Origin of the sequence: Bradyrhizobium sp. LHD-71 (assembly GCF_031157255.1) — a bacterium.
Lineage (GTDB): Bacteria > Pseudomonadota > Alphaproteobacteria > Rhizobiales > Xanthobacteraceae > P52-10.
Map to the genome: position 1 here is coordinate 177628 of NZ_JAVIFX010000003.1, position 23677 is coordinate 201304.

At 62.9% G+C, this 23677-nt stretch carries 25 protein-coding genes; 9 read left to right on the forward strand and 16 right to left on the reverse strand.

The window, feature by feature from the left end; all coding sequences use genetic code 11:
- Positions 1–5: 5 nt before the first annotated feature.
- The gene (locus tag RCO31_RS03550) at positions 6–392 is read right to left on the reverse strand and encodes a hypothetical protein (RefSeq protein ID WP_308966846.1); all 387 of its coding nucleotides are present in this window, start codon (positions 390–392) and stop codon (positions 6–8) included.
- Positions 393–890: 498 nt separating this feature from the next.
- Here RCO31_RS03550 and RCO31_RS03555 point away from each other — a divergent pair, with 498 nt between their 5' ends.
- Positions 891–1907 carry a TorF family putative porin gene (locus RCO31_RS03555; protein ID WP_308966847.1) on the forward strand — a complete coding sequence of 339 codons (1017 nt, stop codon included), beginning with the start codon at positions 891–893 and terminating at the stop codon, positions 1905–1907.
- A 180-nt stretch (positions 1908–2087) separates the two neighbouring features.
- Positions 2088–2612 (forward strand): HPP family protein, encoded by a 525-nt coding sequence (locus RCO31_RS03560; RefSeq protein ID WP_308966848.1) that lies wholly within the window; start codon positions 2088–2090, stop codon positions 2610–2612.
- A 30-nt stretch (positions 2613–2642) separates the two neighbouring features.
- Here the strand turns inward: RCO31_RS03560 and RCO31_RS03565 are convergent, their stop codons facing one another.
- Positions 2643–4388 (reverse strand): ABC transporter ATP-binding protein/permease, encoded by a 1746-nt coding sequence (locus RCO31_RS03565; protein WP_308966849.1) that lies wholly within the window; start codon positions 4386–4388, stop codon positions 2643–2645.
- Between the two features lie 334 nt (positions 4389–4722).
- On the opposite strand from RCO31_RS03565, the gene RCO31_RS03570 reads away from it, so the two are divergent.
- Positions 4723–5085 (forward strand): META domain-containing protein, encoded by a 363-nt coding sequence (locus tag RCO31_RS03570; protein ID WP_308966850.1) that lies wholly within the window; start codon positions 4723–4725, stop codon positions 5083–5085.
- A 113-nt stretch (positions 5086–5198) separates the two neighbouring features.
- Here the strand turns inward: RCO31_RS03570 and RCO31_RS03575 are convergent, their stop codons facing one another.
- On the reverse strand, positions 5199–5408 hold the full coding sequence (locus RCO31_RS03575) for a cold-shock protein (RefSeq protein WP_308966851.1): 210 nt from the start codon (positions 5406–5408) through the stop codon (positions 5199–5201).
- Positions 5409–5664: 256 nt separating this feature from the next.
- Here RCO31_RS03575 and RCO31_RS03580 point away from each other — a divergent pair, with 256 nt between their 5' ends.
- Both RCO31_RS03580 and RCO31_RS03585 read left to right on the forward strand, forming a co-directional pair.
- Positions 5665–5871, forward strand: a complete 207-nt coding sequence (locus RCO31_RS03580; RefSeq protein WP_308966852.1) for a hypothetical protein — start codon at positions 5665–5667, stop codon at positions 5869–5871.
- 34 nt (positions 5872–5905) lie between these two features.
- Positions 5906–7048 carry a fatty acid desaturase gene (locus RCO31_RS03585; RefSeq protein WP_308966853.1) on the forward strand — a complete coding sequence of 381 codons (1143 nt, stop codon included), beginning with the start codon at positions 5906–5908 and terminating at the stop codon, positions 7046–7048.
- Positions 7049–7063: 15 nt separating this feature from the next.
- On the opposite strand, the gene RCO31_RS03590 is transcribed toward RCO31_RS03585, so the two are convergent.
- The 7 genes from RCO31_RS03590 to groES all read right to left on the reverse strand — a co-directional run bounded on the left by RCO31_RS03590 (position 7064) and on the right by groES (position 13234).
- Entirely contained in the window at positions 7064–7210 is a 147-nt protein-coding gene (locus tag RCO31_RS03590; RefSeq protein ID WP_308966854.1) for a hypothetical protein, read from the reverse strand.
- 83 nt (positions 7211–7293) lie between these two features.
- Positions 7294–7491 carry a hypothetical protein gene (locus RCO31_RS03595; RefSeq protein WP_308966855.1) on the reverse strand — a complete coding sequence of 66 codons (198 nt, stop codon included), beginning with the start codon at positions 7489–7491 and terminating at the stop codon, positions 7294–7296.
- 77 nt (positions 7492–7568) lie between these two features.
- Positions 7569–7925 carry a DUF1488 domain-containing protein gene (locus tag RCO31_RS03600; protein WP_308966856.1) on the reverse strand — a complete coding sequence of 119 codons (357 nt, stop codon included), beginning with the start codon at positions 7923–7925 and terminating at the stop codon, positions 7569–7571.
- Positions 7926–8077: 152 nt separating this feature from the next.
- Positions 8078–9619 carry an FAD-dependent oxidoreductase gene (locus RCO31_RS03605; RefSeq protein ID WP_308966857.1) on the reverse strand — a complete coding sequence of 514 codons (1542 nt, stop codon included), beginning with the start codon at positions 9617–9619 and terminating at the stop codon, positions 8078–8080.
- A gap of 208 nt (positions 9620–9827) precedes the next feature.
- Positions 9828–11033, reverse strand: a complete 1206-nt coding sequence (locus RCO31_RS03610; protein WP_308966858.1) for a hypothetical protein — start codon at positions 11031–11033, stop codon at positions 9828–9830.
- A 161-nt stretch (positions 11034–11194) separates the two neighbouring features.
- Positions 11195–12838, reverse strand: coding sequence for a chaperonin GroEL (gene groL, locus RCO31_RS03615; RefSeq protein WP_308966859.1), 1644 nt, complete (start codon positions 12836–12838; stop codon positions 11195–11197).
- Positions 12839–12937: 99 nt separating this feature from the next.
- Positions 12938–13234, reverse strand: coding sequence for a co-chaperone GroES (groES, locus tag RCO31_RS03620; RefSeq protein ID WP_308966860.1), 297 nt, complete (start codon positions 13232–13234; stop codon positions 12938–12940).
- A gap of 306 nt (positions 13235–13540) precedes the next feature.
- Here groES and RCO31_RS03625 point away from each other — a divergent pair, with 306 nt between their 5' ends.
- Both RCO31_RS03625 and RCO31_RS03630 read left to right on the forward strand, forming a co-directional pair.
- Positions 13541–14065: a hypothetical protein gene (locus tag RCO31_RS03625; RefSeq protein ID WP_308966861.1), complete on the forward strand. Its 525-nt coding sequence runs from the start codon at positions 13541–13543 to the stop codon at positions 14063–14065.
- 93 nt (positions 14066–14158) lie between these two features.
- Positions 14159–15346: an MFS transporter gene (locus tag RCO31_RS03630; protein ID WP_308966862.1), complete on the forward strand. Its 1188-nt coding sequence runs from the start codon at positions 14159–14161 to the stop codon at positions 15344–15346.
- Between the two features lie 42 nt (positions 15347–15388).
- Here RCO31_RS03630 and RCO31_RS03635 read toward each other — a convergent pair whose 3' ends face one another.
- Positions 15389–16144 carry a protein phosphatase CheZ gene (locus tag RCO31_RS03635; protein ID WP_308966863.1) on the reverse strand — a complete coding sequence of 252 codons (756 nt, stop codon included), beginning with the start codon at positions 16142–16144 and terminating at the stop codon, positions 15389–15391.
- A gap of 322 nt (positions 16145–16466) precedes the next feature.
- Between RCO31_RS03635 and RCO31_RS03640 the strand changes: the two genes are divergently transcribed.
- A complete protein-coding gene (locus tag RCO31_RS03640) occupies positions 16467–17210 on the forward strand; it encodes a L,D-transpeptidase (RefSeq protein ID WP_308966864.1) in 744 nt (247 codons plus the stop codon).
- 162 nt (positions 17211–17372) lie between these two features.
- Positions 17373–18188, forward strand: a complete 816-nt coding sequence (locus tag RCO31_RS03645; RefSeq protein ID WP_308966865.1) for a hypothetical protein — start codon at positions 17373–17375, stop codon at positions 18186–18188.
- Positions 18189–18304: 116 nt separating this feature from the next.
- On the opposite strand, the gene RCO31_RS03650 is transcribed toward RCO31_RS03645, so the two are convergent.
- From RCO31_RS03650 to RCO31_RS03670, 5 genes are all read right to left on the reverse strand, one after another.
- Positions 18305–19072 (reverse strand): DUF2076 domain-containing protein, encoded by a 768-nt coding sequence (locus RCO31_RS03650; RefSeq protein WP_308966866.1) that lies wholly within the window; start codon positions 19070–19072, stop codon positions 18305–18307.
- 274 nt (positions 19073–19346) lie between these two features.
- Positions 19347–20192, reverse strand: a complete 846-nt coding sequence (locus RCO31_RS03655; protein WP_308966867.1) for a ChbG/HpnK family deacetylase — start codon at positions 20190–20192, stop codon at positions 19347–19349.
- Positions 20189–21253 carry a glycosyltransferase family 2 protein gene (locus RCO31_RS03660; RefSeq protein ID WP_308966868.1) on the reverse strand — a complete coding sequence of 355 codons (1065 nt, stop codon included), beginning with the start codon at positions 21251–21253 and terminating at the stop codon, positions 20189–20191. Before RCO31_RS03660 ends, RCO31_RS03655 begins: the two co-directional genes overlap by 4 nt.
- A gap of 96 nt (positions 21254–21349) precedes the next feature.
- Complete coding sequence (gene hisG, locus RCO31_RS03665; RefSeq protein WP_308966869.1) at positions 21350–22327, reverse strand: ATP phosphoribosyltransferase; 978 nt, start codon at positions 22325–22327, stop codon at positions 21350–21352.
- Positions 22324–23469, reverse strand: a complete 1146-nt coding sequence (locus RCO31_RS03670; RefSeq protein WP_308966870.1) for an ATP phosphoribosyltransferase regulatory subunit — start codon at positions 23467–23469, stop codon at positions 22324–22326. Before RCO31_RS03670 ends, hisG begins: the two co-directional genes overlap by 4 nt.
- Between the last annotated feature and the right edge of the window lie 208 nt (positions 23470–23677).

Below are 23677 nucleotides of genomic sequence, written 5' to 3' on the forward strand. Positions count from 1 at the left end.
CGCGATCATGAGGGCTTCAGCACGAGGGTGATTGCGCGGAAGTTGAAGGGGCAAAGCGCGATCACGGATGCCTCAGGCGAATCCGGATCTGCGGCAACAGGAGGATGTTGAATGGCTAAGAAGTCGAAGAAAGCGAAGAAGACCAAGAAATCGAAGAAGGCGAAAAAGGTCGTCGGCGCCCGGAAGAAGATGGGCGCAAGGAGCGTCGCAAAGAAGAAGACGGCAAAGAAAGCGGCGAAGACATCCGCCAAGAAGAAATCTGCCAAGAAAAAATCTGCCAAAAAATCTGCCAAGAAATCTGCGAAGAAGGCCGCTCCTGCGCGGAAGGCTGCGAAAAAGAGGGCTGCGCCGCGCAAGCGCGCGTCAGCGCCCGTGCCGCCTGCCCCCAGCATGGAAGAACCGGCTCCCGCGGCGATGCCGAGCTGGAGTGCGCCCGCGATGGGCAGCACGGAGGCAGACGAGGAGGCACGCTGAAGACGGTTCGCCAGCCGGCGATCCGGACTTGGTCAGCGACATTCGATTTCGGACCGCGCGATCGAACGCTCGCGCGGTCCGCGCCTTTTTTGAGGGGGAGTCTCGTCCCGGGTCGGCGAATCGGCGTTCGGCGCAGTAGAGAACCTCGAGCCCTGATCGCATTTGGCGCCTGTTGGAAGCGTCGTCCGGCTCAATTTGTGTCCGAGATGCCACACTCCCCGACAACATGTTCCTGAAACGCCTCTAAAAGATCAAAACGCCTAAAAAGGCGGCAGTTGCTCCCGTTTTTGGCTTCACCCCACAGTCCCGCGGCCGCAGATTGCAACCATTGCAGGGTCGTTTCGCGACGAAAAATTATCGGATGCCTTGGGGTTCCGAAAATTCAGTCGCTCAAAGTGGGATCAATGGGGATCGCAATGAGGAAAGTTGGTTTGACAATCGCCGCAGCGCTGGCGCTCGGCAGCTCGGCTTACGCGGCTGACATCAGGATGCCGGTCAAAGCCGTGGCGCCGCCGGTGGTCGTGTCGCCGTGGGATTTCGCGTTCGGTGCGTCGATCTCCAGCGATTATCGTTTCCGCGGTATTTCGCAGTCGAACCGTCATCCGTCGGTCGCCGCCTATTTCGAGCCCCGCTACAACATCAATGACACGCTGCAACTCTATGTGGGCGTCGGCGGCGCCAGCATCTCGTTCCCGAACCGCGCAGCGGCGGAGATCGACGTCTACGGCGGTATCCGCCCGACCTTCGGTCCGGTCGCTTTCGACTTCGGTGTGTTCGGCTACCTGTATCCGGGCGGGCGGTGCCACTATGGCGCAGCGGTCGATACCGCGGGCAACGCTCTCGATCTGGAGTGCCTCACCAACTTCATCGCTCCGAGCGGTAACGTCATCAAGAAGGATCTCGACTTCTTCGAAGTGTATGGCAAGGTTCTGTGGACCGTCACGGACCAGTGGGCGCTGGGCGCGAACTACTACTACACGCCGTCTTATCTGAACTCGGGAGCGGACGGCCACTACGTGTCCGGTACAGCGAAATGGACGGCGCCTGGGGCGCTGTTGCCGATGGGCCTCGGCATGTACGTTTCAGGTGAATTCGGCCGGCAGTTCCTCGGCACGTCGGATTCATTCTACGGAACGGGTATCGTCGACCCGGTGTCCGGCCTCGGACCGTTTCCGTTCGGCATCGACTACAAGGACTACAACACCTGGAACGTCGGTATCGGCTTCACGTACAAGGTGTTCACACTTGATCTGCGCTATTCGGGCACGGACCTGAAAAAGGGTGATTGCAACGCCTTCACAAGCGATCAGACTGCCTCGTTCTCGGGATCGTTCACGCCGATCAATCCGGGTGGCTACGGCTCCAAGTGGTGTGGCGATGCGTTCATCGCCAAGTTCTCGGCGGATCTCGTGGCCTCGCAACATCTGAAGTAACGGTCTGCTTAAGGACCAAGATTATGGGCGGCAGGTCATCTGCCGCCCTTTTTCTTGCCCTCATGCCATGCCATGTCACGAGCCGCAGGTGGATCCGGAGCGGGCGCGCCTTAGCCAATCCGTCGATCGCCCCGAAGACTGTCGCACGCTCTGGTCCGCCGTTTGCTTTCCGCGTGTATGATGTTGGATACGCAGCAGACCAAACACGACCCCGGCGCAGGCTTCGCAAGCAAGAAGGCACTTGGCGTCGCTGCGGTCCCCGCCATCCTGTGCGCCGCCGGTTGCACGCTCGCGATATATGTCATGGAAAGCTCGTCGGCGCTTGCGGCTTATCCGATGGCCGCGATCCCATTCGCAACCTCGATCGTACTCGTCATCAGCCAGCCTCATGCGATTCCGGCGCAGCCGCGGGCGCTGATCGGCGGTCACCTGATATCGGCGCTGGTCGGTCTCGTCATGCTGGCAGTGGCCGGTTCCGGATCGGTTGCAGCCGCGGTTGCGGTCGGACTCGCGGTGCTGGCGATGCTGATGACGGATACGCTGCATCCACCAGCGGGAATCAATCCGTTGCTGGTCGTCACGGGCAATCTCTCATGGTCGTTCATCATCGCGCCGGTTCTGGTCGGCGCGCTGATGCTCGCTGTGTTCGCGCTTGCGTGGCACCGCCTGGTCCTGCGCAACGCGTGGCCGGAGCGCTGGCTGTAGCAGCGCGATGAGCGATTTGGACCGGAGCAATTACGCCCCGAGATCCGCCTTCGCCGCGTTCGCAACGACAAAGTGATCGCCCTCGCGCTCGAACACGACATTGCGGCCGTGGAACGCGTGCAGCGTCGCCCGATGTCCGATCGAGACGAAGGTCGTTGCCGGCAATTGCTTGTACAGCAGCTGGTACAGCGCCGCCTCCGACGGTTCGTCGAGCGAAGCGGTGGCCTCGTCGAGAAACAGATACTGCGGCTTGTGCAGCAACGCTCGCGCGACGCCGAGCCGCTGCTGCTCGCCGAGTGAGAGCAGCCGGTTCCAGTGATTGTGCTCGTCGAGGCGCCCGGCAAGCGCCGGCAGGCCGACCGCCCGCAGCACATCGGTCAGCTCCGCCGTGCTGAACGCATCCTCGGCAGCCGGATAGACGATGGCGCCTTTCAACGAACCGACGGGGAAGTAAGGCCGCTGTGGCAGCATCATCAGCGTGGCGTCAGCCGGCACGGCGATTTCGCCCTTGCCGAACGGCCAGATGCCGGCGATGGCACGGAACAGGGTCGACTTGCCCGAGCCGGACGGGCCTGTCACCAGCACCCGTTCACCATCCCGGACAGAGAATCCGTTCGCGGCAACGAGCGGTCTTCCATCAGGAAGCTGTACGGCGAGTTCCTTGATGTGGATCGCTTCACCGGATGATGGCGTCATACGCACCATGTCCTTGCGGGTCGCAAGGTCGGTCGCGTTTGCAATCGATGCCTCGAAGCCGTCGAGACGGGCAACGACCGCGCGCCATTCGGCCAGGCTCCGATAGGCGGTAACGAAGAATGACAGTGCACCCTGCACGCTGCCGAAGGCGGACGCCGTCTGCATCATGCCGCCGAGCTGGACCTTGTCCGCGAAATAGGCGGGCGCGATCAGCACCAGCGGAAAGACCTGCGACGCCTGCGAGTAACCGGTGGTGAACGCTGTCAGCCACTTGGTGCGGATCATGATCTGCAGCCAGTTGCCGACGACGCGGTTGAACCGGTCCAGCAGCCGTCCCCGCTCGGCCTCGTCGCCGCGCAACAACGCGATCTGTTCGGAGTTTTCGCGAACCCGGACCAGATTGAATCGGAAATCGGCCTCGTAGCGCTGTTTGGTGAAGTTCAGCGCGATCAGCGGTCGGCCGATCCAGTGCGTCAGCAATGTGCCGAGGATCGCATAGAGCAGCGCGGCCCAGACCAGGTACCCAGGAATAGTCAAATCAGCGCCGGCAATGACCAGAGGCGCTGCCTGGGAAAGGCCCCAGAGGATGACCACGAACGAAGCCAGCGTCACGATCGAGCTTAGCAGGCCGAGTCCGATCGACAGCGTGTTCGCGACAAACTGCTCGACATCCTCGGTCAGCCGCTGATCCGGATTATCTGCCGCATCGCCGAGAAGTTGCATGCGGTAGTGATTGGCGCCACCCAGCCATTCGCCGAGGTAATGCTGCGTCAGCCATTTTCGCCAGCGGATCTGCAGCCACTGGTTCAGGTAAAGCTGGTAGACCGCCAGCACGATGAACAGCGTGACGATGACCGAAAAGTAGCCGAGTTCATAGAGGAAGCTGTCCCAGTTGCGGTCCTGTAGGGCGTCGTAGAAGCGGGCGCGCCACCAGTTCAGAAGGACGTCGATAGCCACCAGCGCAAGTTCGATCGCGATGATCGCGGCAAGCAATCCGCGTCCCGCCCACTTGTCCTCCGAACGGAAGTAGGGCGCTGCAATCCGCCACACGATTGCAAGCGTCGAGCCAATATTCCTCACCGGCGCCTTCTCCTGAAAAATTGCCGGCGCGAACGGCCGGCGGGAACAATGAAATCGGCGGAAACTCGCAGATTTGTCCCACTGCGTCATCTCACTGGCGGATGAAAAGCCCGCAAGGTTGCAAGGATTTCATGATGGCGGAAATGAGACGTCTCCGGCCTGAGGCGGTTCAGCGGCCGCTCGAACGCAGCCCTCAAGGCGGTTCTCGTACGCCCGCAAACAGGTTGCTGCCTGTCAAGACTGTTCAGTTTCGCTTGGCCGAACTAGAAACCCCGCCATCGATAGCGCGGAGGCAAACTTGCAGCGACTTCTGTTTGCGGCTTTGGCTGTGTTCATGACAGCTTTCAACGGGCTTTCGTCATTCGCGCAGGAAGGATTCCCGTTCGAATCCGAATTGACACTCGATGCGGCACCGATGCGCGGCTCGAAGCGAATTCCCAACCTCGAGATCGGCCGCAGCGGCGACGTGATCATCGAACTGTGGTGCAAGGGGGCGCGAGGCCAGTTCGCCGTCGCAAATGAGACTGTGATTTTCGTGCCCGGTCCGGTCGACGATCGCGGCTGCCCGGCAGATCGCGCTGCGGCGGACGATCAACTACTGGCGGCACTCGCGGATGTCGCGACCTGGCGACGGGAAGGCGATGTTCTGGTGCTCGCGGGCCCGCGGCAGCTTCGCTTCAGGTTGAATGCGAATTGACCGAAGCGCGATCTGCAATCGCGCGACATGCCAAAGAACCCCGCCGTTTCCAGCGAGGCTCTCTTCATCGACAAGCGTTTCAGTACATCCGTGAAACCGCCGGCGAAGGCGGCTTAAACCAGTGCGAGGTTTTCGGCGCTGGTCTTGCCGCGCATTTTGTCGGTCTTCAGGTCGTAGGAGACCTTCTGGCCTTCAGCCAATCCGGAAAGTCCGGCGCGTTCGACAGCGCTAATGTGAACGAACACGTCGTTGCTTCCGTCGGACGGCTGAATGAAACCGAACCCCTTCTGACCGTTGAACCACTTCACCACACCTGTGGCCATTTTTAGCCTCTCCAGAACGCACATGCGTCAAAACGCCCGCACGACCTCCGTGGGGGCTCAGATCCAATCTTCAGCGATGTCTCGGGAAGGGCCGTCTGGCGCCGATCAACAAGGCAATTGCCACAAATCGAATATAGCCTATGTAGGCCGTTCCCCCGCGAATACAAGCGCATTCTCGGCGGCATGAGCGATAATGCGTTTGTGTCGCAGAGGCCAATAGCCTAGACACGATGATCATCAGCTCTTCGGAGGCACAATGGCTCATTTCTACGCAATTGATGACGAAGTTCATCATCAGCGTCAGGGCCCGCAACAGGGCAGCGCGCCCGGCGAGCGCCTAGTCTACACCATCACGAAATGTCTGCCCGTCGAAGGCGACGGACGCGTCCGATATCGCATCAAGAGCGAGGCGGAGAATTTCGAGCGCGTGGTCTCGGAAGATCAGCTCAGTCGACTCGATTAGCGACATTCTCGATTAGCGACATCCAAGGAGACACATGTCCCGCAACGACGCACATGACGACATCATGTATCCGTCCGCAGTTCCCTTCGTGCTCGTGCATGTGGGATGTCTGGCCGCCGTCTGGACCGGCGTCACCTGGGAGGCGCTGGCGATCTGCGTCAGCCTGTATTGGCTCCGAATATTTGCGATCGGCGCCGGATATCACCGGTACTTTTCACATCGCTCCTACGCGACCAGCAGGGCGTTCCAGTTCATGCTGGCCGTACTGGCGCAGACGACTGCTCAAAAAAGCGTTCTCTGGTGGGCCGCAAAACACCGGCACCATCATCTTCATTCGGATACCGAAGAGGATGTTCACTCGCCGGTGCAGAGTGGATTTCTTTACAGCCACGTCGGCTGGATTTTCGCCAAACGCCATGACAGCACGGACCTGACCAAGGTTGGCGACCTGACGCGGTTTCCGGAACTGGTGTGGCTGCACAAATACGAACTGCTGCCCGCAGTCGTCCTGGGCGTCCTCTGCTTCCTCGTCGGCGGGTCGTCGGGACTCGTCGTCGGCTTCCTGTGGAGCACGGTGCTGGTCTACCACGCCACCTTCTGCATCAACTCACTTGCTCATGTTCATGGCAGCCGTCGCTACGTGACCGGCGACGATTCCCGGAACAACTGGCTCCTCGCGTTCATGACGATGGGCGAGGGATGGCACAACAATCATCACGCCTATCAAAGCAGCGTGCGGCAAGGCTTTCGCTGGTGGGAGATCGATCCGACCTACTACATCCTGAAGGCGCTTTCCTGGCTCGGCGTGGTCTGGGATCTCAAGACCCCGCCGCAACCGGTGCTGCGCAATGAGCAGCGGCTCGGCTCGAAGGTGATCAACCGCGCGGCAGCACGTCTTGCCGCACGCTTCGATGCGGAGCGAATTGCCGCCGCCCTGAAGTCCTCGCTGCAGGGGCACGAGCTCTTGGCGCTGCGCGAAGGCATCGCCAAGGCGCGCGATGGTGCGACCGAGGCTCTTGCCGGCATGCACCTGCCGCATTTGCCGAGCCGTGACGAGTTCCTGAATTACGCGCGCGCCATGCTCGCGTCGTCGCCTTCGCTCGAGGAGATCGTCGACCGCGCGTACGAACTGCTGCTCGCGTCGGTCGGTACACACTTGGCTGCGCCCGCGCGGTGAGCGGGCCCAGCGTCGTCAAGTCTTCCACGGCGCCTGGGCGACCTCGCGCATGTCGTTGTGGTGGTAGAAGCTCGTCTTGCCATTGTCCCAGCTGATTCTGACACCGCTCCAGTCCCGCTCAACGATGACGCCGCGATCCTGATCGTCTCCCTGCCAAGACACTCGCTGGCCGATTCTCAGGTTCCTTGATTGATCAGGTGTCACGCGCAGGATCGCCGACTGTGGAAGTTGCTTGCATTCGAGGCTCACACAGTCAGGGAAAGACTGGCTTCGTCGGCGACACGCTCGAAGCTTTCAGCCTCGCTCTTGATGCGGTAACGAATTTCGCCATTGCGTTCGATCGGCAGCGCCCGAATGATCTTGAAAGAGCCCGTGCCTGTCGGCATCGCGCTGTGGCCGGCGCGATAACGGACTCGCTGGCCTTCGGAAAATCTGTGGGTCATCGCTGATCTCCAAGCGTGAAGTGGCTCACAATTCTGTAGTGTTCACTCGAGTAGGACCGGCAAGTGCAGCCGCCGCGCTAAAGACGGAAATCAATGCTGCGAAGCACCACCCCGCGCGGGGTTCCCTCGAGTTCCGATACGAGGATCTTTCGCATCGCCGCAGCTTCGATCCGCTGGCGCAGGCGTATGAACTGAGCTTCGCGCTGACTCGCGCTCACCCCGGCGCGGCCTTCGAGAGCGTCCATCGCCGCGGTGCTGATCGAGCACGGCACCTCGACGTCGTCCTGCATCAGCGTGAAGCGAACGATCATACGATCGTAGTCGTAATTCTGGTACTCACCCTGGGTGATCGCCATGGGATCACTCGATTGGAGATCGAGCCTCCGTCCTTTCCGGTCGAGACTGATGAGAGCGCAGCGGGTGGATAATCGCATTCATGGCGCTCCTCCTATGGCAGGCGGGAGCGCGATCGCGTCTCTCAGCCACCGGCGCCTAGAGCAGATTCAGCCGGTGATGGAACTTCATGTAGGCCCCGGCCGACCAAATAGCCAGAGCAACGCCGAAAGAAAGGGGTTCTGGCGGGCCGCTAACCGGCGCCGATGATGGTGTCGGCGCAGGCTTGCCCCGCCTGAATCGCGCCGTTGTAGCCGCCGTACCCGGCATAGGACGACGCAAGATAGAGGCGGTCGATGACCGTTTGCGGCGATCGCGATTGAGTGTGAGATGCATCCGGCGGGTTGGGCGCAAAGCCGTAGGCCGCGCCGTCCGGCGCATTCAGGTAGCTCACCATCGAGCTTGCGGTGTTGAAGGAGGAGGCGACCGCAGCCGCTTGCAGGCCCGGATAGATGCCGTCGAGGTGGGCGACGATGGCATCGCGCCAGCGTCCGCGCTTGGCGGTATAGACGGATCGTTCCATGCCTTCCCAGTTGGCAAGGCGGTCGGTCCCGACGACCGAGACGATGAAGGGTGAAACCGGCACGCCGGAATCGATTGCCGAATAGTTGACGATCGAGAAGGGCGGCATCCGGGCCGCAGGCTCGTCGGCAAACAGTGCCGAGCCCTTCGCGTAATCGGCCAGGCTGGCCATCCATTCCGGCAGCAACTGAGTTGAATAGCTCGTCAGCCCGATCGCATCCGGCTTGCACGACAGGCCGAGCGTCAGCGCGAACAGCGACACCGATGACTTGCGGCCGGCATAGCTCGCCGACAACCGCGAGCCCTCGGCCTCCGGCAGGAGTGCTGCCGCCACGCCCGGCGCGGCGTTGCTGACGATGCAATCCGCCTCGTCCGTCTGCGGATCGCCACCCGCCTTGGCGATATGGGTGACCGAGTTGGCGCGACCTTGCGCATCAACGCCGATGCCGGTGGCGACGCGGCGGAGCGCGATCGCGCAGCCTTCGCTACGCAGGATCGTCCGGGCCAGCGCGCTCGAGAGCCGCTGCGAGCCGGTCTTCACGTAGCGTCCGCCGCTTTGCAGGTAGCCGCCCTGGGCCGTTGCAAAGAAGATCCACCACAGTGACGCTGGGTCGTCGTGATAGTGCCAGAGGTTGCCGGCCAGCGCGCATTTCACGGCTTCATTGCCGCCGAACGCGGCGTCGAATTTCTGCGCAAGCGACAGATCCCAGTCGTGGATTTCCGGCAAGGCCGCCTTCAAGGCGTCGAGGTTCTCGAGCGTGTTCCGGAAGCGCCCCTCGCGCGCCAGGGTGCCGGCGGCGTCCGCCAGACGCTCCATCTCGTGCAGGATCGAGGCGATCCCGTCGCGGGCGTCGGGAAAGCGCTGCGTCAACGCTTCGCGCGCTGCGGCGAAGTTCGCCGGCAGCATAAACGGCTCGCGCAACGGGCCGCCGCGCACCTCAAAAACCGATCCGGTCGAGACCCACTCGACCTTGTCGAGCACGCCGGCGCGGGTCAGCGCGAGATGCTTGAGGTCGCGTGCGTCTTCAGGGCCAGAAGTCTTGTGCAGCGAGGCTTCGATGAACAGGTCGCCGGCCTTGTAGCTGGACGCGGCGCCGCCGACCGAGTTGCCGCGCTCGATGAGCAGCACCTTGCGGCCTTCGCGCGCAAGGATTGCGCCGGCCGTCAGTCCGCCGAGACCGGCTCCGATCACCACCACATCATAGCGGGCCATTGACCTCTCCGTTTCAGCGGGCTCGTTCTTTGCCGCCGCGTCGGGTCAAGTCAATGGCTGCGGGTGTCCCCGTTCTAACGTTCGCGTCACCTTGCGGCACCCTCGCAGGCGTGCGTGAGAACCAGGAAGATGACTGGCAAGTTTATGAAACTAGCGCGCTTTTTTGGATTTGACGTTCGTGCGCAGGTCGAATTCAGCGCGCGAGTCGCTATTTCCAGGCCGAGGTCTCCGAATCCCAGCGTTGCCCGCGGAACTGCTTTGCCAATGCCGCGAGCATCTGCTCGTCGTTGAGCGTCAGGGTCTCTTCGTCGTTGCCGCTGGAGTTCTCGACCAGGTTGAGCTTCGGTCCCGCACTCTCGTCCACCGTCTCGATCGACGCACTGCCGGTCCAGAGCAGCAGGTGATCCGACGCGCCGGGCCTGTCGGGGGACACCAGTGCGGTGATTTCGATGCTTTCAACCAGGCCAAGCGCAGGGAGGATGGTGCTCGGCCGTTTCAAATGGATCTTGAGCTCGCCACTCATCGGGTTCCAGTTTGACGACACCACCTTGGCCGGCAGCGATGTGGCCAGCGCATTCGAGACAGCGGCGGCAAGCTTATCGCGGCTGATTTTGCCGGCCTCGCGCCATTCGGCGGCGGGGAAGCGGATGGTTCGCTCCATGTCCATGTTGCCGTCAGTCCAGCCGGCAGTGATCACCTCCGGCTGGGCACGCAGCTTTTCGATCAGCGCCGGCGCCCGCTCGGGATCCACCGTGAAACGCAATACCTGCTCGTCGGATCGCAGCTCGGCGCAGGACGCCAGCAGGCCATAGAGCGCCACCTGGATGTTCTCGCCGCGCAGGCGGCGCACGAAATCGACCACGCTGTCGCGCCTGACCTTCACGGCGATCGCCTCGGGTGACACTTCTGTGAAATCCTCCGGCGTGGCCGAGATCGCGTCCTCGGTCGCCTGCTGTTCCCTGAATTCTCTCTCGCTGACGTCGCTGTTGTCGGTCGATTCGATCTCCGAGACCTGACCGCCGATGGTGATCTTGCCCGTGAAATCGAAGCTGGACCCGTTGCGCTTGCGGATGAGATTGACCGTAACGGGAACCTTGCCCTCGCGGCTTTGCGCCGTCCCCGAGAGCTTGTCGCCGGAGACCGCAAGATCCACCACGAAGCGGTCGGTCCGGTTGGCGTCTGTCAGTGTGGGGAAGCAGACGTCCAGCTGTGCCGCCGTCGTTTCTCCGTTCTGGCGCACGTCCCTCAGGACCACGTCGGCGCGATCCTCCATCAGGCCTTCGAGATGCGTGAAGTAGCGCGCCTCGTTTGCCGGCGCGGCTTTTGTGGCCTTGCCTGCCTGCGCGAAGATTGCGGACGCCGCCGGAGGGATTCCAGTGAGCAGAAGAATCGAAAACAGGATTGTCGCGCGCATCGGCACCCCTCGAAGCAGGCGTTTAGTTCGAACCGGCTATCTATAGATCAGGCGCCGATGGCGATACGAAGGAAATCGCTCGCTATTCTTGCCAAAAAACACGACTGCCAAAAAAGAAGGCCGCCCGGAGGCGGCCTTCGATTTCGGCGTTGCAGTCGGGCTCAGAAGCCCATGCCGCCCATGCCACCCATGCCGCCGCCGGCCGGCATCGCCGGCGCCGGCTCCTTCGGCAGCTCGGCGACCATCGCTTCGGTGGTGACGAGCAGACCTGCGACCGACGCTGCGTCCTGCAGCGCGGTGCGCACGACCTTGGCAGGATCGATGATGCCCTTGGCGACGAGGTCGACATATTCCTCGTTCTGGGCGTCGAAGCCGTAGGTGTCGTCCTTGTTGTCGAGGATCTTGCCGACGACAATCGAGCCTTCCACGCCGGCATTCTCCGCGATCTGCCGGATCGGAGCTTCCAGCGCCTTCAGCACGATGTTGATGCCGGCCTGCACGTCGGCGTTGTCATTGGCGAGCTTGCCGACTGCCTTCTTGGCCCGCAGCAGCGCCGTGCCGCCGCCGGGGACGATGCCTTCCTGCACCGCCGCGCGGGTGGCATTGAGCGCGTCCTCGACGCGGTCCTTCTTCTCCTTCACCTCGACCTCGGTCGCACCGCCGACCTTGATCACGGCGACGCCGCCGGCGAGCTTGGCAAGCCGCTCCTGCAGCTTCTCGCGGTCGTAATCCGAGGTGGTCTCCTCGATCTGCGCCTTGATCTGGGCGACGCGCGCTTCGATGTCCTTCTTCTTGCCGGCGCCGTTGACGATTGTGGTGTTCTCCTTGTCGATCACCACCTTCTTGGCGCGGCCGAGCATCTGGACGGTCACGCTCTCGAGCTTGATGCCGAGTTCCTCGGAGATGAGCTGGCCGCCGGTCAGGATCGCGATGTCTTCCAGCATCGCCTTGCGACGGTCGCCGAAGCCCGGCGCCTTGACCGCTGCGACCTTCAAACCGCCGCGCAGGCGGTTGACGACGAGGGTTGCGAGCGCCTCGCCTTCGACGTCTTCAGCGACGATCAGCAGCGGACGACCCGACTGCACTACCGCTTCCAGCACCGGCAGCATCGCCTGCAGGCCCGACAGCTTCTTCTCGTGCAGCAGGATGTAGGCGTCTTCGAGCTCCGCCGTCATCTTCTCGGCATTGGTGATGAAATACGGCGACAGGTAGCCGCGGTCGAACTTCATGCCTTCGACGATGTCGACGTCGGTCTCCAGCGACTTTGCTTCCTCGACGGTGATCACGCCCTCGTTGCCGACTTTCTGCATCGCCTGCGCGATCATCTTGCCGATGGTGGTGTCGCCGTTCGACGAGATTGTGCCGACCTGTGCCACTTCCGACGAGGCGGCGACCGGCTTGGCGCGCTTCTCGATGTCCTTGACGACGGCGGCGACGGCGATGTCGATGCCGCGCTTCAGGTCCATCGGGTTCATGCCGGCGGCGACCGACTTGGCGCCTTCGCGCACGATCGCCTGTGCCAGCACGGTGGCGGTGGTGGTGCCGTCACCCGCGGTGTCGTTGGTCTTGCTTGCGACCTCGCGCACCATCTGCGCGCCCATGTTCTCGAACTTGTCGTCGAGCTCGATCTCCTTGGCGACGGTGACGCCGTCCTTGGTGATGCGTGGTGCGCCGAAGCTCTTGTCGATCACGACATTGCGGCCCTTCGGACCAAGCGTGACCTTGACTGCGTTGGCGAGGGTGTCGACGCCGCGCAGCATGCGTTCGCGCGCGTCGCCTGCGAATTTGACGTCCTTGGCTGCCATATCTGTTACTCCTGATGCTGGTCTTTCATCTCATCCTGTTGAGGTAGTGCGAGCCGTGCAAAGGATGGACTGATGATTGGAAAATCGGGCGTTCAGCGCTTACGACAGCACGCCCATGATGTCGGACTCCTTCATGATCAGGAGTTCCTCGTTGTCCAGCTTGACCTCGGTGCCGGACCACTTTCCGAACAGCACCTTGTCGCCGACCTTGATATCGATCGGAATGAGCTTGCCGGTTTCGTCGCGGCCGCCCGGACCGACGGCGATCACCTGCCCTTGCGAGGGCTTTTCCTTGGCTGTGTCGGGAATGATGATCCCGCCCGAGGACTTTTCTTCGGCGTCGATGCGCTTGACGACGACACGATCGTGGAGCGGACGGAATTTCGTCTTGGCCATGGGGATCCTCACTGTACGTTAGGTAGGGTAGGTTAGGCTGGGCGATGGCGCTCAAGCGCGCGGCGGAATGGGAAATTTAGCAATCTGTCCCGAAGAGTGCTAAACCGGCAGCGGACATATGGCCTTTAGCCCGTTCCTGTCAAGCAAACGCACTTTAAGGCCTTGGTGAGGCCGATATTGCATGATTTGGAAACTGGATGTGCCGGACGCGATTTCGGGGATCTCGCCTGCGGTGCTTGTTTGTTGGGGTTCGCGCTTGCCAGAAAGAGCCGGCGCGTCCAGAATCTGCGCGGGGATGTCTTAGAGATGGTCAGTTCAAAATTTGCGCGTGCAATCGCCCGTACGGCAATGGCTGGTGCTTGTGCCAGCCTGCTGTCGGCCTGTGGTGGCGGCACGAGCTTGAGCGGCATGTTTGGAGGCTCGTCGTCTCCGCCTCCGCCTGATACGCCTGCGGTGGCGGAACTGCCGGCGAGCATTCGCGCCGACGAGATCGTCGGCCGATGGGGGCTCGCCGCCTATCACAAGCCGGAAGATCGCGCGCGCACCGAGGCTGCCGCACGCAACCAGTGCCGCCAGCCCTATGTCATCAATGCCGGTGCCGGCGGCGGCGTGATCATGCACCTTGCCGACGAAGCGCAGCCGCAGGAATTGCGGCTCAAAGGAGGGCCTGCCGGCAAGAACTATATTGGGCCGCCGGGTCCTGGCGGTGGCGAGAAGGATCGCGAGATCGTCTCCTTCGACGGGCGCGTGATGCAGACGCGTTTCCTCGACCCCGATGCGTCCAATCGCTACGGCACCATGGTCTATGTGCGCTGCGCGCCCCGCGCTTGAGCTGAACAGCACGCTGGGCATCCTCGTGCCGATTTGCTAGCGGTGGACCCGTCATTGCCGCTTTGAGAGCATGGCAAGCTTGCAATATCAGCCATGTTCCGCAGCATCGTCACAGCTCCAACGCGCGCGATCACCGTTCTGTCGGTGACGCAAATCCTCGGCTGGGGCGCACTTTACTATCCACCCGCGCTGGCCGCGCCACTGATCGCTGCTGAAACCGGCTGGTCGTTCACCCTGGCGATGTTCGGCTTCTCCATCGGTCTCGGCGTGTCCGGCCTCGCGTCGCCGTTTGCCTGCGGCATGGTGGACCGCCGCGGCGGCAATCTGGTGATGTCGGTCGGCGCGCTGGTTGGCGCTTGCGGGCTGATCGCGATCGCGCTTGCCGGTAACCCGATCGTCTACCTGCTCGCCTGGGTCCTGATCGGCATCGCCATGGCCTCGACGCTTTACGACGCCTCGTTCTCGACCCTGACCTACCTCTTCGGCACGGCTGCGCGTAGGCCGATCACCATCGTCACTTTTGCGGGTGGGCTGGCAGGAACCGTGGCCTGGCCTGCCACGCATGGCCTGATCGAAGTCGTCGGTTGGCGCGGCGCCTATCTGGTGTTCGCAGCCATCCTCGCGCTGGTGGTCGCGCCGCTGCATGCCTTCGCGCTGCCGCGGGAGAAAATCGTCGCACCTGCCACCCCGCACGCGCCCTCTGCGGCGCCGCCGGCAAAATTTCTTGCGCCGCGCGGCCTGCCGTTCGTGCTGATTGCCGCTGGCTTTTCCGTGCACGCGTTCGTCATGTCGGGCATTGCCGCCCACCTGCTCGGCATGCTGCAGCGGGGCGGCATCGATGCCGGCAGCGCGGTCATGGTCGGCGCGCTGATCGGCCCGGCGCAGGTCGTCTCGCGTTTTGCTGATTTCGCAACCAGGGGCAGGGCGCATCCCTTGTGGATCGCGCGCATGGGCATGGCGCTGATGGCCGCGGCGTTCGTGCTGCTGCTGCTCGGCGGCATCTCGTTCGAGCATGCCGCGCTGTTTGCAATCGTCTACGGCACGGCCAACGGCATCATGACCATCGCCCGCGGCGCGCTGACGCTGCTGCTGTTCGGTCCGGTCGGCTACGGTCAGGTGCTCGGGCGCATCGCCCGTCCCGCGCAGATCCTGCAGGCGACCGCGCCATTTGTGCTGGCCTTTGTCATCGACTGGTCGAGCGACGCGGCTGTGCTCGCCATATCGGCAGTGGCCACCCTCGTGGCGATGAGCTGCTTCTGGATGCTGAAGCGGCCGGCATAGCGCCTGTTCCCGCAAGTGTGGCCATACGGAGAGGCGAGCCGCTCAGCCGAACAATGCGTCGATGTCGTTCTGGGAGGCGTGGCCTTCCTCGCCGACCGCCTTGGGGCCGTTGAGCAGGCGCTCGTCGCCGACGCGCTCGTCGACCAATGGCGGCGCATGCGCCTTGATCGCGTCGACGCCGCCCCAGATGTCCATCATGACGTTGATGTGATGCTCGATGAACTTCATCGTCGTCATCACCTTATTGATACGCTGACCTGTCAGGTCCTGGAAATTGCACGCCTCGAAGATGGTGATGACGCGCTCTTGAATGTCCTGGTTGAGACGGGCCTGCTGATCCGCCGACAGCGGCTTGCCCATGGCGCTCGCCGCTTCGTCGATCGCTTCCGCGGCCTCGAGGATCTGCTGGGTTGCCTCCTCGGTGCCGCCGACCACTGCGCCCAGTTCCCCGGTGACCTTGGTCATCTCCTCGCCGTTGAAGCTTTTGCCGTGCAATACCGCGATCTCGCGCTTGGTGCGATTGATGGCTTCATGGATCAGGTCGAGCTCGACCTTCAGCTTGTCGCACTGCTCGATCTGCGCGCGATAGGCTTCGAGCGTGGCCTGCATGCTGTCGGTTCGGATCGAAGCCGGCTTGTCCAGGCCGTCATGCGTCGCAGCCATCTGTGCACGGATCGCCCGTAGCTCGCTCATGATCTCGTTGTGATAAGGCGTCGGGCTCGCGTCGAGCATTTCCGGCATCGGCATCGTCTCAAAGCCGACTTCTTCGATACGAAAACGCTTTCGCTGAACAGGCATCAGATTTCCCCCACCGATTTTCAGTCGCGCGTTCTAGCGGATGTCTTTTAACGTGGAGTTCACATCGAGTTCGTCGTCCCGCCTGCGAACGGCGCGCGCGATCACTCGCGATTAACCATGCGCATTCGCCGTTCATGGAAAATAAACGCTACGCCGAAGAACAGCCTGTGTGTCGTGTCGTGGTGAATCGAAACTCCGATCGCGTTTACCAAAGCGAATTCGATTTCGCTTTTAGTGACCTCGCGGCGAGTTCGCCGACCTCAATGTCTCGCGGGGCCAACGGCGAGACGATCGTCAACGACGAGCAGTGCAGAGTACGTCGATGTTCGGAAAAAAAGCTTCGGCGCTGGCGCTCAGCGCTTTGTTTCTGGCCGCCTGCGTCACCGATGAGGCGGCCGCACAGTCCAGAGGACGGACCAACCAGGGATCCAACATGGGCGGTGGCTTCATCGAGCTCCTGTTTGGTGGACATCAGCGAGAGACGTCGCCCTACCACCAGCCTTATCGGGCGCCGCAAGCGGCGTACTATCAGCAGCCGCAGTATTACGACCAGTATCAGCAGCAGCCGATGTATGAGGACCGGCAGGCCTATGCGCCCGCCAGCCCCGCGGAGACGTCGGTCGATCCGAAATTCTTCAAGCAGGTGGTCAGTTACCCGGGCCGCGAAGGCGCGGGCACCATCGTCATCGATACACCGAGCAAGTTTCTGTATCTGGTGCAGGGCGACGGTACGGCGCTGCGCTACGGGATCGGCGTCGGGCGGCCGGGCTTCACCTGGTCCGGCATGAAGACGGTATCGATGAAGAAGGAGTGGCCGTCGTGGACGCCGCCAGCGGAGATGCTGAAGCGCCGTCCCGATTTGCCGCGCTTCATGGATGGCGGCCCCGACAATCCACTAGGCGCGCGGGCCCTGTATCTCGGCTCATCACTGTATCGCATTCACGGCTCGAACGAGCCCTGGACCATCGGCACGTCGGTATCGTCCGGCTGCATCCGAATGCGGAACGAGGACGTCATCGACCTTTACAACCGCGTCAAGGTCGGCACCCGCGTCGTGGTGATCTGACTTCGTCTTGATCTGACCTTGCTTGGCTTCTCACAGCCGCGGCCGCCAGCTCCGCGTCACCGGAGTGGCGGCCGTATGATTTCGCGGGGACGACGCGGTTGCCAATCCGGTCCCGTCGCGCTCTAAAATCCCCTTCAACGCAGAAGAGTGAAGGGAACGACGATGAGCGCGGTCGAGAACATCCAGGAGATCGCCCCGTACAAGGGCCTTCGCTACAAGAAGCGCGTGATGGTCGTGGATGCGGCCAACGAAGCACGGTTGATGGCGCATTGCGGCATTGATCCGGCGACCTTCCGCGGCTGCGCCGACCCGTCGGCGTTCATCAGCTTTGCGATCCAGGAGGGCGTACGCAACGGCATCTCGTCGAACGGCGGCGTGAACATGGTGCAGGGGCTGGTGCAGAGCCGGCCGCTCCGGCTCGATGAAAAGATCACGGTCACCGGCGAAATCCTCGATGTGCAGTCCTCGCCGCGGGGGCGGGTGACCACCAGCGAAACCTGGTATCACGGCGAGAACGGCGAGAACGGCATCACCTCGAAGCGCAAGTCGCTGAAGACCGACCCGACCAAATATGCCGATCCCAACCTGCGCGGCGCAGGCGAGCGGCCGGCTCCCGTCATCGCCGATCTCTCGGCGCTGACGAAGCTCTGCCAGTTCACGCTGACGCCTGAGGATGTGAAGGGCTACGGTCTCAACACCACCAACGCCATTCATTTCGATGAAGACGCCGCCCGGCGCGCAGGCTACCGCGCGCCGATCATCGGTGGCGGCCATGGCGTGCGTTTCCTCACCGAGGCGATCTGGAAGGAGTTTGCGCCAAAGGCCATCGACGTCGACATCTACTTCCGCCGACCGCTGTTCTGGGACGACACCTTCGACATTATGGTCGATGCCGCCGGCGGTAAATGGAATGCGATGTGCCTCGCCAAGGACGGCAAGGTCGCGACGGAGATGCGCATCAATTCGATAGGGGGGTAAGGCACTATCAACGGAGTGTAGCCCGGATGAGCGAGCGACATCCGGGGATCCTTGCCGCAGAGTCTGGCCCGCATGTCGCTTCGCTCATGCGGGCTACAGACTAGGCTCGTCGCCGCTTAGGCGAAGTCGCCGTCGCCGGAATCGAAGTCGTCCGAGCCGTAGTCGTCTTCGCCGCCGTCGTCGTGGTGCTCGCTGCTAGCCTGGTCGAAACTGCTCTGTCGCGAGTCCGCCGCATCGGCATTGCGGTCATCGCGGCCGACATCGCCGGCGCCGGCCTCGCGCGCGAGGTCACCCTTCGACTGGTCATTCGACCACGGGCTTGCGCCCTCGCTGTCTTTGCCCGCAGCGGTATCGCCGAAGCCATGCTTGGCGCCACCCATCAGTCCGCCGATGCTGTTCATGAGAAGCGAGCCACCGATCACGCCGGCCGCTGCGGCTGCTGCTGTACCGAGAAACGAGCCGCCGCCAGGTCCTCCGCCTTGCTGCATACGGGGGTCGCCCTGAGGCATCGGCGCGTTGCGCGGATCGTTTTGAAGGACGGCGCCAGTATTCCACGCCGGACGATCGGCGCTGCCGGCGCGTACGTTCGGCACCGAGCCGCGGTTCTGCTGCTGGCCGAAGATCGCATCGCGCATGCTGTCAAGAAAGCCGCCCTGCTGTTCCTGTGCGGGGGCTCCGCCCTCGAGCTCTTCGATGCGTGCGGCGGCGCGCTTCAGCGCCTCCTCCTGCAACAGCACCGTCTGCACCAGCGGATAGATCGCGTGCGGTGCACGCGTGAGACCCTGGCTGATAGCAGCCATGGCGTCCGCATCGCGCGGGGCGCCTTCGAGGCTGGCAAGACGGTCGAACAGTTCATCGAGCAGCTGACGCTCTTGGGGATTCATTTTCGCCTCCTCCATGAAGACATGGCCCGATGTAGGTAATGTCTGTGGCGGCCCAAAGCCGCCTTACGAAAATAAATTTTTGGACATGTGCGACAATTTCGACCGGCCCCAGCGGCTAGTGCGGTGAATTCGAAATTCCTGCCAACCTTGCGGCAATCTCATCGCAGGAATCTAGAATTCAAAACCGCACTAGAATCATGAAGTTGCTAGTGCTCCTTATGTTTCCGAAGTTCGCATGAGAGTGTGCCGCAAAGTGATGCGAACGGAGCACTAGTCATGCCAAAGTCACATTCTGCGCCGCGAGCAGTTTGGGAAAGTTGTCGCTTATCAGCCAGTCGTACTCGTTCTTGCGCTGGTCCGTGAACGGGTCGAGTGCCACCAGCGTCGCGTCCACGAAGCCCGGATGGCACATGATCAGGCCGCCATCGGGCAGGCGCATCAGGAAGCGTTCGAACAGCTTGGCGAAGTCGGGCTTCTTGGAAAAGTTGTAGGCGCCGGCGAACGCCGGATTGAAGCGAAGGCCAGCGCGTGTAGCGTCATCGCGGAAACCCTTGCTGAGCACGTCGAGCATCAGCGTCTTGGCGTCGCGGAATCGGCCGGTGCGTGGTCCGCCGCGGCCGCACTGCCGCACCCACGCGTTCGGCACCTGGTCCTTCACCGCCGCGACAAACGCCTCGCGCACCTGCGGAAAGAGCTGAACGTGCTGGTGTCCGTCCACATAGTCCGGCGTCTTGCCGGTCATGTCGATGAACGCCTTGATCTGTGCGGCGATCTCCGCGCGCAGGATCTCTGTGTCGAGCCGGCGCAGCACCCCTGCCTGCAGGAGCTTGCCGAGCTTGGGAAACTCGCCGTCTTTCTGCGGCCGGACGTGAATCGTCAGCGGGTGAAACGGCGCCGTCAGCGTCACGTGCAGTCCGATCGCGAATCCCGGCACATCCGCGGCCACGCTCTTCAGCGCGTCGATCTCGGTCCGTGTGAAGGCGGGGGTCACCACCATCACCGACGTTGCGCTTAGTCGTCGCCGTGCGATCAGGTCGCGGATCGCACGGTTGATTCCTTCCGACAGGCCGTAGTCATCCGCGCAAAGCGAGATCCGGCGCGGTGCGGGCGCCTCGCTCATTCGGCCGCGGTCCGCGACGAATCGGCAAGCGGGATGTCGGTCTGCATCTCGTCGCTACCTGCGCGCCGGGTGGTCTTCTCCGCCACGAAATAGACCGGCCGGGCTTTCAGCTCGTAGATGATCTTGCCGATATACTCGCCGACGACGCCGAGCATCACGAGCTGCATTCCGCCGAGCACCATCACGCCGACGATCACTGAGGCGTAGCCGGGCACTGATTTGCCGTCCACGAACGTTTCCCACAGGATCATCAGGCCGACGACGAAGGCGGCGAGCGCGATCAGTGCGCCAAGCATGATCGCGGCCCGCAGCGGGGCGACGGAAAACGAAGTCAGGCCGTCGATCGACAGGCCGATCAGCCGGCCCGGGCTGAACGACGTCTGGCCGTGCGCACGCGGCTCGGGATCGTAATCGACGCGCTTCTGGCGGAAGCCGATCCAGCTCGACAACCCCTTGAAGAACCGGTTGCGCTCGGGAAACTGGCGCAATGCCGCGGCCGCCCGCGGTGACAGCAGACGGAAGTCGCCGGCATCCGGTGGAATCTTGTGCCGGGCGCGAAAGTTCATCAGCGCATAAAAGCCTCTCACTGCGAGCCGCAGCAGCATGGCTTCATTCTTGCGATGCGCCTTTGCCGTATAGACGACATCGTAGCTGTCTTCGATCCAGTGTCTGACCAGTGTTTCGACCAGCACTGGCGGATGCTGGCCGTCGCCATCCATGAACAGCACTGCGCCACCGCGCCGCGCATGGTCGAGGCCGGCCATCAGCGCCGCTTCCTTGCCGAAATTGCGCGACAGCGAAATCACGCTCACGTCCAGCGTCGTCGCTTTCAGTCCGCGCGCGACGGCGAGCGTATCGTCGCGGCTGCCGTCGTCGACGTAAATGACTTCGCTGGCAAGGCCGTAAGTCTGCTTCAGCTTTGCAGCAAGTGCGGCGATGCGCTCATGCAGGTGCGTGAGGCCCGCGCCTTCATTGTAGGCCGGTACGACGATCGACAGGCCTTTGCTGGCACTCGATCGTGCGTCGGCGGACAGATCGGAAATGTCGGCGCCCAGTGTCATGCTCCTATCCTGAAACGTCGCCGCCCTCTGCAAATATGGCCATCGTGTCACAGCGCCGCTATCCCCTGCAACGCTCTGGGAAAGCTTGCGGCGTGTTTAAGATCGCAGGAACACCTGAAGTCGCTCGAACAGCGGGTCGGCGCGGTCGAAGACATAGTCCAGTGAAGCGACGGAAACCGCCTCCGCCCCGTGATCACGCAGGAAGCTCGCGAGCGCATAGAGTTTCGCCGGTGGGCAGTGCAGCGTCACCATTCCGGATGATGTCGGGCCGCCGAACGGCGACACTGCGCCGAATTTCGTCTGCGCGTCGGCGAGCAATGCCGCGTCGCAACCCGGAAAGCGCGTTCGCACCTCCTTGAAGGACCTCGCACGCGCACCGGCAGAAATGTGATCGAAGATGACGCGGGCCGTCTCAAGCGCGTGCGGCGACCAGTCGGCGTCGCGTGCGGCAACGAGATTGGCCTGGCTCTTCAGGATCGTGCCGTCGTCCAGCACTTTCAGGCCGTTGGCGGCGAGCGTCGCGCCGGTGGTGGTGATGTCGACGATCAGCTCAGCCGTCCCCGAGGCTGGTGCTCCTTCAGTGGCGCCGGCGCTTTCGACGATCCGATAGTCCACGACGCCGTGCTTCGCGAAAAACCCTCGCGTCAGGTTGATGTACTTGGTTGCAACGCGCATCCGCCGGTTGTGACGGGTGCGAAACTCGGTCGACACGTCGTCGAGATCGGCCATGCTGCGCACGTCGATCCAGGCCTGCGGCACCGCGACAACGACGTTTGCGTAACCGAAGCCGAGGCCCTCGATCAGCTTAACCTTGCGGTCGGCCTGGACGATGCTCTCGCGCACCAGGTCCTCACCGGTGACGCCAAGATGGATGGCGCCGCGCGCAAGTTGTGCGGCGATCTCGCTCGCCGACAGATAGGCAACCTCGACATTCTCGAAGCCGGAAATGGTGCCGCGATAGTCGCGTGCACCGCCGGGTTTCGCCATGTTGAGGCCGGCATTTGCGAAGAACGCGTCGGTGTTCTCCTGCAGGCGTCCCTTGGAGGGAACGGCGATGACGAAGGGCTGGGTCATGCCGCATCTCCCGCCTGCGCGAGCGCATCGATCCACACGGAGAAGCCGACGGCAGGAATTGGGTGTGCGGCGCCGAGCCGCGTCAGAAGACCGTCATAGCGTCCGCCAGCGACGAGTGGCTCGCTGCCGTTGCCCTTGGCGTGCAGTTCGAACTCGAAGCCGGTGTAGTAATCGAGCCCGCGACCGAACGACGTGGCAAAGCGGATGGTGGGAATATCGAGGCCACGCGCGGCCATGAAGCCGATGCGCGTCTCGAGCAGATCGATCGCGGCCGAAATCTCCAGCTTTGCGTCGGCGGCAAGCCGGCGCAATTGCGCCACCGCGTCGTCCGGCTCGCCGGAAATCGTCAGGAAGCGCTCGATGGCCGCAACGGTTTCCTTCGGCAGCGCGCCGCCGGCCATGGTCGATTGCTCCAAAAAACGATCGGCGATCTCGGCATTGGTGCGGCCGCTCAGGTTCGTCGCCCCCGCGATCGAGATCAGGTCGGTGATGAGTGCCAGCGCCGCCTTGCGGTCCGAGCCGGCCAGCGCGGCAAGCACGCCTTGATAGTCGCTGCGGCTCGCGCTGGTGGCGAGAGTCATTCGCTGCAGGTCCTGTGCAAGGCTGATCTTGCGGTTGAAATCCTTCATCAGCCGCCGCTTCCAGACGGGCGCGAGATCGAGCGCGCCGATCAGCGCCGCGAACAGACCGACATCGCCGGTGCGAATCTCGACGTCGGTGATGCTGAACGCTGCAGTGGCCTCCAACCCAAGCGCCAACATCTCGGCGTCGGCCGCGGCGAGGTCATTGCGCCCGAACGATTCGACGCCGGCCTGGAGGAACTCGCTTGGTCTTTCGCCGCGATAGCGGAACACGGGGCCAAGATAGGAGAAGCCCTTCGGCTTGCCGGCGCTGGGCGAAGCGAGATAATCGCGTGCCACCGGGATGGTCAGGTCGGGGCGCAGGCAGAGATCGTCGCCGCTCGCGTCTGTGGTTAGGTATAGGCTCTTGCGGATGTCCTCGCCGGACAGATCGAGGAATGGTTCCGCCGGCTGCAGGATCGACGGTTGCGCGGGCATGTAGCCTGACGCCGCGAACGACGCCAGCAGCGCTGCCGCGCGGGACGCGGAGCCGGTCGCAGATGGCGCGGCGGGATCGGTCATTGAAACGGTTCCGAAAGCTTCGAAGTGGCGGGGCGTTTAGCACGGGCGACGGCAACTTTCGACCCGCAATCGCCAACTGAATTAACGGCTTATGTCGGTGCGGTGCCTTCGGATTCACGTCATGAATGTTCCCTCCCTCCCGGGGCCGGGGTTCGGACGGGGGCCGCGAACTCCGAGCTTGTGGCTACCCCTGTCCAGCTCCCCACGA